Source organism: Nannocystis punicea (assembly GCF_026965555.1).
In the GTDB taxonomy this organism is placed as follows: Bacteria; Myxococcota_A; Polyangia; order Nannocystales; family Nannocystaceae; genus Nannocystis; species Nannocystis punicea.
The window spans coordinates 11,752,399-11,764,590 of sequence record NZ_CP114040.1; the positions used below are offsets into that span (position 1 = coordinate 11,752,399).

A 12,192-nucleotide genomic window follows, 5' to 3' on the forward strand; every position below is an offset into this window, starting at 1 on the left:
TCACTGCATGTCGAGCGGCGGCTCGACCTGCACCGGCGCCGACCGTGGCTCGATCGGCGGCGGCTCGGTCCAGCCGAACAGCTCGCGCTGCGGCGGATAGGCGCGCGGCAGCCGGCGCTGCAGCTCGGCGCCGCAGAACTCGACCGACGAATCGGTGTAGGCGACCATCGCCGCGCGCTGCCAGCAGTACTCCAGCGCCTGCGTCGCCGCGACCTCGACCGGCGTCGTGTAGTCGCGCAGCGTCCCGCAGTAGGCCTTGATGGCCTCGTCGGAGCCGAGGCCGTCCGGCACCTCGGCGGCCAGCAGCGTGTCGACCTCGGTCTGGGCGACGATGGCGAGCCGGGCCGCGGCCGCGAACACCGCGCGAGGGCTCCGCTTGCGCACGGCGATCTTCTCGTAGAGGCGGTTCAGGTCGTTCGACCGGTCGCGGGCCTTCCCCCAGTAGTCGAGGAAGCGCCGGCGCGAGTCGTCGCTCTTGCGCTTCTGCTCGGCGTACTTCTTGCGGTCGCGCTCGTCCGACGAGAACCGCAGGTACTCCTCGACGCGGAAGTTCAGGCCGGTCGGGGGCCGCACCGCCAGCGCCGCCTCGAGCTCGCGGTCGGCGACGATCAGCTCGGCGGTGTCGAGCGCCTCGTCGACCTTCCGCTGCAGCCACGGGTCCTCGACCGGCGGCAGCACTTTGCCGAGCTCGATCGCCTGCCGCAGGCGCCGGAGCGCCGACTCGGCCAGCTGGCGGTCGCGCGGGTGCACCGTCACCGCCTGCGCCGCAGGCCCGGCGCACGTCACGGTCGGCGCCTTGCCGCGCTTCGGCGCGTCGATCGCCGCCGGCTTCGAGGTGACGCACAGGTCCATCAGCCCGCCCTTCTGCTTGCAGGCCCGCCGCCACTCGATCGCCGCGTACGTCACCTCGGCGACGATCCTCCGCGCCGGCCCGCCCTTGTTGCCGTGGCGCAGCAGGTACTCGAGCGCGTGCTTCTGAAGCGCCTGGTCGTCGGGCAATGTCTTCGGGAGCAGGTCGACGCGGGCCCAGTGGATCAGCGCGCCGCGCTGCGGGTCCTTGGCGGCGTAGTACTTCTCGACCTTCTCGAACAGCGCCAGCGCTTGCTTGTCCTGGCCCAGCTGCGCGCGCAAGAGGCCGGCCTCCTGCAGAAACTCGGCCGCCTCGGCCTCGGCGGGGTAGCGCTCGGCGAACCGCTCCATCGCCGCGGCCGCCCGCTCGAACGACAGCGTCGCCCGCAGGTGGCGCACCAGGGCCAACAGCGCGACGCGGGCCGCCGGCAGCGACGGGAACGTCTCCACCAGGCGCTCGCGCGTCGCCACCATCGCGTCGTACTGGCCGGCCGCCTCGTGACAGCGGGCCGCGTACTCGAGCGCCTCGGCGGCCCGCTCGTGCCTGTCGCCGAGCCGCCTGGCCAGCTGCTCGAGCTGCTCGGCGCACGCGGGCGCGCGCGCCGGGTCACCCGCCTGCGCGACCGCGACGCCGTCGGCGAGGATCTGCGCGTCCTCCTGCGTCATCGGCTGGCCGGGAGCCATCGCCACCAGCGCGCCGAGGGCGACGCCGATGCACCGCGACCATGGACCCGAACGCCGCGTCATCGCTCCTCAGCGTCGGCGCCGGCGCGCCAGCAGCAGCAGGCCCGCGAGCAGCCACGAGCTGTCCCGAAGGGCAGGCTGTCCCGAAGTGCAGGAGCAGCCGCGCTCGGCCAGCTCGCCGCCCTCGGCCCCCGCGCTCGACTCGTCGCCGCTGTCCTCGCTACCGCCGTCGTCGCCCGGCGGATCGATCGGCCCCGGCGGGAGCGGCTGCGGTTGCGGCTCGGGCTGAGGTTCAGGCCCGGGCGGCGGTGGTTCTGGCTCAGGTTCAGGCTCAGGTTCGGGCTCGGGCGGCGGCGGCTCGGGTTCAGGCTCGGGTTCCGGTTCCGGTTCCGGCTCAGGCTCAGGCTCAGGTTCGGGCTCCGGCTCAGGCCCCGGGAACGGCCCCTGGCCGAACGGCTCGCCGCAGACGGCGCTCCAACCCCCGCTCTGCGTCGTCGAGCAGCCGTCGGCCCACGTGCTCTGCGGGTCCATCAGATCGCCGGGGAAACCGCCGCAGTCGGCCGTGGGCGTCCAATTGCCGGAAGGGTCGAAGCAGGGCGAGAGGTCGACGCCGGCGGCCTGCTCGAGCCACTGCATGTGCGGCCAGAAGATCTCGTACACCGTCCCGAACCCGCACACCTCTTCGCCGGGGTCCGGGGACTGGTCTCCGAGGTGCAGCGTCGAGGCCGCGCCGAGCAGGCGCCAGGTGCCGTCGCTCATGCGGAAGTACGCCGGCCCGCCCGAGTCGCCGAAGCACCCGCCGTGCTCGGGGCCGACCATGATGATCTCGTTGTTGGCGACCGAGACCTCGATGACGCTCTGCTGCGTGAACCGCTTCTTGCCCGCGCCGGTGGCGATCGGGTTGCCCTCGGGGTCGAGGAACGCGTTGGTCGCGCCGTAGCCGACGATCGTGACCTGCGAGTTCAGCAGCAGGTCGCTCTCGCAGCCCATGATGAGCGGCACCGTCGGGACCTCGGGGACGGGCTGCGCGAGCTTGCAGAACGCGAGGTCGTTCACCAGCGCGAACGGGTCCCACTGCGGGTGCACTGCGCACTCCGTGACCGGCACCTTGCGCACCGGCGCCTCGATGTCCTCGCCGAACATCACGCTGCCCGGGACGGCCCACGACAGGTCCGGGTCCATGCAGTGCGCGGCGAACACGACGACGCTCGGATGGACCAGGGAGCCGGTGCAGAAGAACCCGTCGGTGCTGGCGTCGAGCATCGCCACCGCGCTCGGGAAGTCGCACTCCCCGGCCTCTTCGCCGCCGAAGATCGGCTGCGGCCGCGGTGTCGCGTTCGCCAGCTCGCCCGCCGACGCGGGGCCCGCGACCAGCGCCAGGAGCCCGCAGACCAACGCCGTCCCGGATGCACGCATGGCGCCCAGGCTCCCATCCCGGCCGGCCGCGCGCAAGCGCGAACCGGGTATCATCCCGCGCGTGTACGCCCCCCTCCTCGCGCTCGGACTCGCGGCCGCAGCCCCCGAGTCGGTCATGAGCCGCGACGCAGCCATGCAGGCGCGCGACCACATCCAACCTCTCGCGGCGGCCGGTCGACCCATCCCCGCCGCGCTCGCGGACCCGCACCACGAGCTCGTGCCCCAGGTTCACGCGCAGTCGGCCGCGACCTGGATGACCACTCGTACGAGCGCGATCCCTCCCACGTCACCGACCACGACCTCGCCGACGACGATCTCGCCAAAGACGACCACGCCGTCTCCGCCGACCTCGCCTGCACCCTCGCCGACGACCTCGACCCCGCCCACGAGCTCGCCTATCACGCCATCCCCGGCGACCTCGCCCACGAGCTCGCCGACTACGCCATCCCCGGCGACCTCGCCCGCATCCTCGCCGATCGCTCCGACGCCCCAAGCGCTCTCGCCCGCATCCTCGCCGACCGCTCCGACCCCGCAAGCGCTCTCGCCCGCGGACGCCACCGAGCCGCCCCCTGACGCCGCGGCCGACGGCGCAACCTCGACTCCGCCCGCCGCCCCTTCGCCTCCGGCCACCCGCGCCGAAGCGTCCACCACGACCCCGCCGCGTCCACGCTGGTGGGGCCCCGATCCGCGGCCGAAGGTCAGCGGCTACGGCGGCCCTGCCCTGCGCCTATCGGGCCTGAACGGCAAGTTCGCGGCCTTCGTCGGCCTCGAGGGCGGCATCAACATCCTGCAGCGCCTCACGATCGGCGCCTCGTTGCAGTGGCTGCTCAACCCGGTCGACGCCGGCCCGTACGCCCGCGGCAACGCGACCCGCATCAACATCAACTACGGCGGCCTCGTCGTCGACGTCGCCTACGTCCGCGGCAAGCGAGTCTCCGGCACCATCGGCGGCCTCCTCGGCGGCGGTGGCGGCTGCGTGCAGAACCCCGAGGACGGCCGCTGCGCCGACAAGACCGCCTTCTTCGTCGGCGAGCCGCGAGCCGGCCTCCGCGTCGTCCTCGCCCCGATCGTCCGCCTCCACCTGGCCCTCGGCTACCGCCTCGTCGCCGCCCGCACCTGGACAGGCCCCGCCAACCTCGGCGGCCCGATGGGCACCGTCATGCTCGAGTTCGGCTGGTTCTAATTTTTTAAGAGACATGCCCTTCAGAGCATGTCCTTTAAAACATGTTCGGCACAGGTCGCGAGATCGATCTGCGCCCTCTCGTCCGAGCTCCGCTCGCCTGCGTGAGCGTGACGCACAGTCGAGCGTTCGGCTGGTTTTAAGGACATGCCCTTCAGGACACATATCTTTCCATATCTTCAGCGCAGGTCGCCGGATCGACCTGCGCCCGCTCGTCCGACTCACCCACCGGAGCTCCACTCGCCGGCGCGAGCGTGACGCACAGTCGAGCGTTCGGCTGGTTCTAAGGACATGCCCTTCAGGACACGTCTATTTCCACATCTTCGGCGCAGGTCGCCGGATCGACCTGCGCCCGCTCGTCCGACTCACCCACCGGAGCTCCGCTCGCCTGCGCGAGCGCGACGCACAGTCAAGCGTTCGGCTGGCGGGCGTACAGCGCCCGCGCGGCGGCCCGCTGCAGCTCTCCGCCCCGGGTCCGCGGCAGCGCACCGACGGGCACCTGCACCAGCGCCGCGACGCGGAGCCCGAGGGTGGCCTCGATCCGCCGGCGCAGCGTGGCGGTCATCGTGTTGAGCACCACCCGGTCGACCGGGCGGCCCTCGGCGACCAGCACGAGCTCGTCGCTCTGCTTGCCCGGGCGCGCCAGGGCGATCACCTGCCCGGCGCAGATCCCCGGCACCCGCGCCGCCTCGCGCTCGATCGGCTGCGGATCGTAGCTGCAACCCTGCACGACGATCGCGTCCTCGCTGGCCGCCACGTCGCTCTCCCGATCGCCACGCAGAGTCCCGACGCCACCGTCGGCGACGGCCCAGAAAGCACCTCGCGGCACGTCCCGCTCGCCATGTTCGCTCGACATGCTGCCAGCGGCCATCGCCAGATCGATGATGGCGCTCGACCTGCTGTCGACGGCCGCCAGCCCGACCGTGGAGCTCGACATGCTGCCAACGGCCGCCAGCCCGACCGTGGAGCTCGACATGTCCTCCGCGCCATCTTCACTCGAAATGCTGCCAGCGGCCGCCACCTCGATGGTGGAGCTCGACATGTCCTCCGCGCCATCTTCACTCGACATGCTGCCAGCGGCCGCCAGCCCGACCATGGAGCTCGACATGTCCTCCGCGCCATGCTCGCTCGAGCCACCCTGCGCGGCCGCCTCGCTCGCGGTCGACGACGCCTCGTTCGCCAGCTCCAGTTCGACGCCTCGCTCTTGCCGAGCCACCGCATCCGCAGCGGCGACCGGCGAGCCCACGGCCTCGCCGGCGAGCCCGAGCATCTGCACCCGCGCCAGCTCCGCCCGCCCCCTGACCTGCGCGAGCGCAGACGGCTCGGCGATCGTGACAGTCACACCGAGCTCGTCGATCAGCCGCAGCCAGCGGTCCACGCCCCTCGCAACCGAGCGAGAGATCACGAACGGCAACCGGCGGCGCAGCGGCGCCAGCACCGCCGCGAGCAGGCAACGGTCCAGCTCGGCGCAGACGAGCACCTTGTCGCCCGCCGCTGCCGACCGCGTCTCCGCCAGCACCGCGTCGGCCGCGGCCGCCAGCGCCTCGTGCGTGTACCGGCGGACCTGCCACGTCCCCGAGCGATCGGCCGTGCACACCACGAACGCCGGGTCTTCATATTTGAACTTGCTGGGGCCGGCCAGGAACACCGAGCCCAGCGGATGCTCGCCGAGGTCGTCGACCATCAGCTCGCGCAGCTCGCCGAGGGACGGCAACCGCCCTCGCTCCGCCGACGGCCGGATCACCCGCTGCGCCTCGCTCGCGCGCATCACCTCCGTCACCGCGGCCCGCCAGGCCTCGTCGGCCAGGCCGGACGGCTCGGGCAGCACCACCGGCACGGCGCCGGCGCGCAGCGCACCGAGTGTCGCAACGACCATGTACTCCGGGTCAGGCGCGGCGATCGCCACTCGCTCGCCGCGAACCCCGCGGGCGACCAGCCGCGCCGCGAAGCCCTCGATCGCCACCACCAGCTCGCCGTAGCTGCGGGTCCGCGTCGCGCCGTCGTCGCCGACGATCACGAGGCCGGGGAGAGCGCACCCACGCAACGCCACGAGCGAATGAACCAGGGTCGACACGCCTCAATGAGCGACACGAGGGGCCGACTCGGATGACGCGTTCGCGCATTCCAGGCAGCGATCGACATGGAGCCTCGCGTGGCTTCGGTCTCCCGAGGAGGAACTGCGCGCTCCGCCGCTGGCGGTGATAGCTTGGGATGCGTGCTGCTGTTGACGCAGGCGCCAGATCCGCCGCCCGAAGACGGCGACGACATCGTCGCCTCCACGCGCGCCGCCGTGGCTGCCGGCTTCACAGCGCTGCACTTGCCGACGGACGCCGACCATCGCGGCGACCTGCTGGGCCCGATCGCCGCGCTGACAAGACGGCAGGTCCGCGAACCTGCCGTGTGGATCGGCACGATCCCCGAACCTGCCACCTATCGCGCCGTGTACGACGCCCTGCGCGACCGCGGCATCGACCTCGTCAACGACCCCGAGCAGCATCTGCAGGCGATGGAGTTCGACCGCGCCTACCCGCGGCTCGCCGAGCTGACCCCGACCAGCGTCGTCGTCACCGACCTCGCCGAGGTCGAGGCCGCTGCCGCGGTCGTCGGCCTGCCCGCGTTCGTCAAGGGCGCGGTGCTCTCGCGCAAGCACCTCGGCTGGCGCCACTGCGTCGCGGCCACCCTCTCCGAGCTGCGCGAGCGCGTGGCCGCAGTGCTGCGCAGCCCGTTTCACTCCCGCGGCCGGGCGATCGTGCGGACCCTGGCGCCCCTCCGCCACCACCGCGTGGCCGCCACCGACGTGCCGATCGCCCGCGAGTACCGGGTCTTCCTCCACCGCGGCGAGCCGCTGGCCCACGGCTACTACTGGCCCTACTTCCACGACTTCGTGGCGCTGTCCCCCGCCGAGGAGGCGGAGCTCCTCACCCTGGCCCGCCGCGCCGCCGCCCGCCTCGACGCCCCGCTGCTGTCCCTGGACATCGCCCAGCTGGAGTCCGGCGCGTGGGTCGTCATCGAAGCGGGCGACCCCCAATTCTTTGGCCTCAGCTTCATCGCCCCGCGCCCGCTGTGGCGCCGCCTCGCCGATCGGGTGTCTCACACGACATGTTCTTGAGGCCATATCATTGAACGTCGACGAGCAGCGGCCGGACGAACCGCTCGAACTGCTCGACCGCCGCCTGCAGCGTTATGTCGCCCGCGACGGCCTTCTCCTTGCGCATCGTCGCCCAGTCGGTCTCCCATTTCTTACCCCTGAGTTCCGCGCGCATGTCATCCAGGATCTGGACGTCTGGGACCGTCTTCCGCCGCTGAAGAGTCGCCCGCAGCGACGCGGCCATCTGCACGTTCTCGAGCGTTTCTGTCGCGCTCAGCACGGCGACGTCCAGGATGTCCTTGAGCCGGTGACGGATCGCGGGGAACTTGGCGAGGATCGTCTCGATCTTCTCTGCGAGCACTGATTCTGTCCGATATGCGAAGACCTGCGGTGGAGGATCCGAGAGAAGGAAGGGCTTGAGCGACGTGCGTATCGCCGGCGGAACGACGGCGTCGCCGAAGCCGATGTCCACTCGCAGGTCGACGTCGCTCTCGCCGACCCGGGCTCGAATCGCCACCTTGATGCCTTCGTATCCTTCGAGCGGACGGGTCGCTAATTCCGCACGTACGCCTTCCGGGTCGAAATAAACTCCGTCGTCGACCTTCACGGCGACGATCTGGCGAAACTTCTGCCGCAGATCGCTCGGTATCGACGGCCCACGCCGCCGCATGAGATCGATGTCGCGAGTGAATCGGTGTGGCGCATCCATGAGGTTGGCCACCAGCACCCCTCCTTTCAGAAAAAACTCCTTCGCGTACTTGGACCTTCCGAGCCGATACAACAGGCGATCTATGGCGTAGGCGATCAACGCGTCCGTCCGGGTCAGACGCAGAGCACGGGCCCGATTCTCGACCCTCTGGGCGACCGATCGATCCTTCTCGCGCCTCGCGCTCATCGCAGCATCAGCCCCTGTATCAACGGCTCGACCTTGTCCCATGTTGCGAGACGGCGGGCTAGCCGGGCGAAGACCGGTACTTGAAAGTCGCTCGCCGTGACCCGCTGGCGAAGGGCCTCCAGGGCTTGCTCCGACGAGACCCGCTTCGGATAGCGCAGGAGATCGAGCACCGTTCGATCGGGCCCGGTGATCCGCAAGTCGACGCCATGGACTTCCACTGAGGCGATGCCGTTGTCGACATCGTGAGCGGGATCGATGAACCGCTCGCTCGTCTGCACGACATGCAGTTCGCGGACGCGACTACGTGGTCTCGAACCGCCCTTCGGGACGAACAACCAGGTCCCTCGCTCGAACCCCGTCGTGAGATCGTAAAAGATGGCGGCCGTGAGCAGACAAACTACTGCGGACGGACTGCGGAGCACCCACGCAGCGGCCTCGATCAACGGATGTCGCCGATGTTGTGTCCCGATGTACACCCCGGGAATGACTCGGTGAAGCGCCCCGCTTCGCTCCGCTTGAGCCAGTGCGTCCGGGGCTGCCTTGATGTCCGATGGTTGAAGCAGCCGGTTTTCCTGCGCCAGCGCGCGGATGGCTGCCTCCCGAGACGAAGCAACGGACATAAAAAAATTGTCCACCCGAGGGCTCTGGGTGGTCAAATTTTTTGACGAAGATGCGATTCTTGCGCCCCCGGAATCTATCCTTCTCGCCCTTCTGTGAGATTCACATAAGTTCTTATTATTTTTGAAGTTTTAAGAAATATATGGATCGGACACTTAAAATTTTTTGACCACCGACTGGGATCTGGTAGTCAAAATTTTTGAATCTGCGGCCGCCGCGCTACTCGGTACTCCGGCCTGTCTAACCGACCAGGCTCATCGGCCCCGCGTCGTCCCCCAGATAAAACGTCCCCGACTTGACCAGCACCGCGCGGCCGGTGAGGAGTACCCGTTCGCCGGCGAGCTCGCAAGTCAGCTCGCCGCTGCGGCGGGACACCTGTCGGGCGCGCAGCTTCGACTTGCCGAGGCGCGCGCCCCACAGCGGCGCCAGGGTGCAGTGCGCCGAGCCGGTCACCGGGTCTTCGGGGATCCCCTGCGCCGGGGCGAAGAAGCGCGACACGAAGTCGACGTCCGCGTCCGGCTCGCCGCCGGGGGCCGTGGCGATCACCGCGAACACCCCGGGCAGCCGGCTCACCGCCGCGAGGTCGGGCTGCAGCGCGCGGACCTCGGCCGCGCTGGCGAACACCGCCACCAGGTCGCGCGCCACCAGCACCTCCTCGGGCCGCCGGCCGAGCGCCGCGGCTAGCGCTTCGGACATGTCCCCGGGGACAGCCGGTCGCGACGGGAAGTCGAGCGTGAAGTCGTCGCCGTCGCGGGCGACGTCGAGCGGGCCGGACAGGGTCCAGAAGCGCAGGCGGGTTTGCGCGCCGGCGCGCAGGCGCGCGTGGACGAAGGCGGCGGCGAGGGTGGCATGTCCGCACAGATCGACCTCGATCTCCGGGGTGAACCAGCGCAGGTCGAAGTCGTCCGTGCCGGGGCGAGGGACGTAGAAGGCGGTCTCGGGCAGCGCGTTCTCGGCCGCGATCTGCTGCATCGTCGCGTCGGGCAACCACGCCCGCAGAGGGCACACCGCGGCCGGGTTGCCGCGGAAGCGGCGGTCGGTGAAGGCGTCGACGTGGAAGCAGGCGATCTCGGTCACGCGGGTCAATCTACCGGAGCGCCCGCGGGCCGTCATACTGAAGCGGTGGAGTCCCGTTCGCCCATGCGGATCGCCGTCGAGTCGCTCGCCGAGGCCCGCGCCGCCGCCGGCAGCGGCGACCTCGAGCGCGCCCTCGACCTCGTCGACGACGGCCTCGCGGCTCTCGGGCCGCACTACCAGCGCACCGGCCTGATCGACGACTCGGGCCTCAAGCTCACCCTCGCCGCAGCCCGCCGGCGCCAGGGCGACGCCGCCGGCGCGTTCGCGGCGATGGAGCGCGTCCTGGAGGATCGGATCGCCTCGTACGAGGGCCGCAGCGGGGAGGCCTCCTGATCGCCGCGTCGCCGCGGTTATGCTTTGCTCGTCCCATGTCGGTCGCACCGCTCTCCCCGAAGCGCTCGCGCCTGTCCACCGCGTCCGCCGTGCTCGCGGTGATTCCGCTGCTCGCGGCGGTGGGCCTGCTGTACCTCCCCGACGGCCTCGTCCGCGGCAATGGCCTGGCCGGCGACATCGTCTGGTCACTGTTCGAGCTGACCCTCCTGTGCGTCCCGCTGGCGCTGCCCATGGGCATGGCCGCCATCTCGCGCCACCTCGACGATCCCGCGCGACCGGGCCTCGGCCTCGCGCTGCTCGGCACGCTGCTCTCCGGCGCCGAGCTACTCCTGCTGATCCTCGGGGCCCATGCCCCGGCCTGACGAGACGTCGCCCTCGCACAGCCGTCCGGTCGTCCGTGCTCGTCGCCGGGGAGCGCGCGCCCGAGGGCGGCGAGCGCCAGGACTGACTGTCTTATCGAACATGTCCTGAAAACCATGCGCCGCCGGACGCCCAGATCTCGCCCGACGAGGCCGCGCGTGGCCGGACCGAAGCGCTCATCCTTGGTGACGCAACGTCACTGCGTGGCCACCCACTCGCGCGCCCGAGAGCCCTCATCCCCGGCGACGCACCGCCTCGCGCGTCACTGCCTCGACCGGCTCGCGCCCGACGTTCCCGCGCGCCGAGAAGCCCTCATCCCGGCGACGCACCGCCTCGCGCGTCACTGCCTCGACCGGCTCGCGCCCGACGTTCCCTCCACCCGCCTCGAAGCACCCGCGCGCGGCGAGCTCACCGTGCCTCGAAGCACTCGCGGCCCTCGGCGCAGCGCTCGGGCACGCTGAGGTCGCCGTCGGGGCCGGTCACGAATTGAGTGCGCAGGCAGTGGTAGTTGCTCGAGCGGCTGGTGCTGAACGCGTCGGGCGTGTCGCGCCCGTACACGTGCATGGCTTTGGTCCGCAGGTGGCGGCAGACGGGCTGGTCGGGGTCGACGACGCGCAGGAAGGTCGGCATGGCGGGCTCGCTTTCTCTCACTCCGGGAGCGGCACGCCGGCGACGCGGTGCAGCACCTCGCGGAGCAGCCCCTGGGCCAGCGGGATCTTGTAGGCGTTGTCGCGCAGCGGCCTGGCCTCGGCGAGGGCCGCCTTGGCCGCCTCGGCGAACAGCGCCTCGCTCGCGGGCTTGCCCTCGAGCGCGGCCTCGGCCTCGCGGCTGCGCCAGGGGATCGGCGCGACGTGGCCGAGGACCACGCGCACGTCGGTCATCACACCTGACTGAAGGGACATCTTGACCGCCGCCTCCGCGAGCGGCCAGTCATGCGACTGCTTCTCCTTGACCGCCGCGTAGCCCGAGCGCTGCTCGGCCCCCGGCTTCGGCAGGATCGCCCGCACCAGCACCTCGCCCGGCTGCAGCGCGTGCTCGCGCTTCGCGTCCTGCTTCGGCGTCACGAACAGCTCGGCGATCGGCAGCGTGCGCGCCTCGGTCCCGCGGATCACCACCTGGGCGTCGAGGGCCGTCAGCGCGCACGCCAGCGTCGACGGGTGGACGATGAAGCTCGGACCGCCGCCGAGGATCGCGTGGTACTTGTTCTCGCCCGAGACCGCCAGGCAGGCCGAGCCGCCCTTCTTCAGGCACACCAGGTCGGCGTGGCGGAAGTACCAGCAGCGCGGCCGCTGCAGCAGGTTGCCGCCGAGCGTCGCCGCGTTGCGGATCGTCGGCGTCGCCGCCGAGCCGGCCGCCTGGCGCAGCGCCGCGTAGGCCTCGCCGAGGCCCTCGTGGCCCGCCAGCTGCGCCAGGGTCACCAGGGCGCCGATCTGCAGCCCCTCGCCGTCGGGCCCGAGCGCGCGCATCACCGCCTCCGACTCGCCCAGCCAGCGCAGCTCGATCAGCCTGGCCGGCGCCTCGAGGCCCTCCTTCATGCGGTCGATGAGGTCGATCCCCCCGGCCCGCAGCGCGCTGTCCTGCGGCTGCGCGCGCGCGAGGTCGCCGGCCTCGGCCAGGGTCTTGGGGCGGCTCAGCACGAACGGTTGCATGGTCGTTCCGTCATGGTTGAAGGGACATGTCCCGAAGGGAACT

The 12,192-nt window shown here is 71.1% G+C and carries 12 protein-coding genes; 4 read left to right on the top strand and 8 right to left on the bottom strand.

All coding sequences use genetic code 11. From position 1 onward, the window contains the following. Positions 1-1,596: a tetratricopeptide repeat protein gene (locus O0S08_RS45080; RefSeq protein ID WP_269035704.1), complete on the bottom strand. Its 1,596-nt coding sequence runs from the start codon at positions 1,594-1,596 to the stop codon at positions 1-3. Positions 1,597-1,602: 6 nt separating this feature from the next. Continuing rightward, positions 1,603-2,949, bottom strand: coding sequence for a S1 family peptidase (locus O0S08_RS45085; RefSeq protein ID WP_269035705.1), 1,347 nt, complete (start codon positions 2,947-2,949; stop codon positions 1,603-1,605). Between the two features lie 61 nt (positions 2,950-3,010). On the opposite strand from O0S08_RS45085, the gene O0S08_RS45090 reads away from it, so the two are divergent. Then, positions 3,011-4,132 carry a hypothetical protein gene (locus O0S08_RS45090; protein ID WP_269035706.1) on the top strand — a complete coding sequence of 374 codons (1,122 nt, stop codon included), beginning with the start codon at positions 3,011-3,013 and terminating at the stop codon, positions 4,130-4,132. A 406-nt stretch (positions 4,133-4,538) separates the two neighbouring features. Here the strand turns inward: O0S08_RS45090 and O0S08_RS45095 are convergent, their stop codons facing one another. Further along, on the bottom strand, positions 4,539-6,179 hold the full coding sequence (locus O0S08_RS45095) for an AMP-binding protein (RefSeq protein ID WP_269035707.1): 1,641 nt from the start codon (positions 6,177-6,179) through the stop codon (positions 4,539-4,541). A 165-nt stretch (positions 6,180-6,344) separates the two neighbouring features. On the opposite strand from O0S08_RS45095, the gene O0S08_RS45100 reads away from it, so the two are divergent. After that, positions 6,345-7,238 carry an ATP-grasp domain-containing protein gene (locus tag O0S08_RS45100; protein WP_269035708.1) on the top strand — a complete coding sequence of 298 codons (894 nt, stop codon included), beginning with the start codon at positions 6,345-6,347 and terminating at the stop codon, positions 7,236-7,238. Positions 7,239-7,245: 7 nt separating this feature from the next. Here the strand turns inward: O0S08_RS45100 and O0S08_RS45105 are convergent, their stop codons facing one another. From O0S08_RS45105 to O0S08_RS45115, 3 genes are all read right to left on the bottom strand, one after another. Further along, positions 7,246-8,025 (bottom strand): nucleotidyl transferase AbiEii/AbiGii toxin family protein, encoded by a 780-nt coding sequence (locus O0S08_RS45105; protein WP_269035709.1) that lies wholly within the window; start codon positions 8,023-8,025, stop codon positions 7,246-7,248. Positions 8,026-8,108: 83 nt separating this feature from the next. Continuing rightward, positions 8,109-8,732: a type IV toxin-antitoxin system AbiEi family antitoxin domain-containing protein gene (locus O0S08_RS45110; protein WP_269035710.1), complete on the bottom strand. Its 624-nt coding sequence runs from the start codon at positions 8,730-8,732 to the stop codon at positions 8,109-8,111. Between the two features lie 238 nt (positions 8,733-8,970). Continuing rightward, on the bottom strand, positions 8,971-9,807 hold the full coding sequence (locus O0S08_RS45115; protein ID WP_269035711.1) for a PhzF family phenazine biosynthesis protein: 837 nt from the start codon (positions 9,805-9,807) through the stop codon (positions 8,971-8,973). A gap of 63 nt (positions 9,808-9,870) precedes the next feature. Here O0S08_RS45115 and O0S08_RS45120 point away from each other — a divergent pair, with 63 nt between their 5' ends. Both O0S08_RS45120 and O0S08_RS45125 read left to right on the top strand, forming a co-directional pair. After that, positions 9,871-10,140, top strand: a complete 270-nt coding sequence (locus O0S08_RS45120; RefSeq protein WP_269035712.1) for a hypothetical protein — start codon at positions 9,871-9,873, stop codon at positions 10,138-10,140. 35 nt (positions 10,141-10,175) lie between these two features. Further along, a complete protein-coding gene (locus O0S08_RS45125; protein ID WP_269035713.1) occupies positions 10,176-10,502 on the top strand; it encodes a hypothetical protein in 327 nt (108 codons plus the stop codon). A gap of 406 nt (positions 10,503-10,908) precedes the next feature. On the opposite strand, the gene O0S08_RS45130 is transcribed toward O0S08_RS45125, so the two are convergent. Next, complete coding sequence (locus O0S08_RS45130; protein ID WP_269035714.1) at positions 10,909-11,130, bottom strand: hypothetical protein; 222 nt, start codon at positions 11,128-11,130, stop codon at positions 10,909-10,911. Between the two features lie 17 nt (positions 11,131-11,147). Continuing rightward, on the bottom strand, positions 11,148-12,149 hold the full coding sequence (locus O0S08_RS45135) for an FAD binding domain-containing protein (RefSeq protein WP_269035715.1): 1,002 nt from the start codon (positions 12,147-12,149) through the stop codon (positions 11,148-11,150). Between the last annotated feature and the right edge of the window lie 43 nt (positions 12,150-12,192).

Excerpts from the sequence above, each read along its gene's own strand:
- O0S08_RS45080 (WP_269035704.1), bottom strand. The coding sequence starts at position 1,596 with ATGACGCGGCGTTCGGGTCCATGGTCGCGGTGCATCGGCGTCGCCCTC.
- O0S08_RS45085 (WP_269035705.1), bottom strand. The coding sequence starts at position 2,949 with ATGCGTGCATCCGGGACGGCGTTGGTCTGCGGGCTCCTGGCGCTGGTC.
- O0S08_RS45110 (WP_269035710.1), bottom strand. The coding sequence starts at position 8,732 with ATGTCCGTTGCTTCGTCTCGGGAGGCAGCCATCCGCGCGCTGGCGCAG.
- O0S08_RS45120 (WP_269035712.1), top strand. The coding sequence starts at position 9,871 with ATGCGGATCGCCGTCGAGTCGCTCGCCGAGGCCCGCGCCGCCGCCGGC.
- O0S08_RS45125 (WP_269035713.1), top strand. The coding sequence starts at position 10,176 with ATGTCGGTCGCACCGCTCTCCCCGAAGCGCTCGCGCCTGTCCACCGCG.
- O0S08_RS45130 (WP_269035714.1), bottom strand. The coding sequence starts at position 11,130 with ATGCCGACCTTCCTGCGCGTCGTCGACCCCGACCAGCCCGTCTGCCGC.
- O0S08_RS45135 (WP_269035715.1), bottom strand. The coding sequence starts at position 12,149 with ATGCAACCGTTCGTGCTGAGCCGCCCCAAGACCCTGGCCGAGGCCGGC.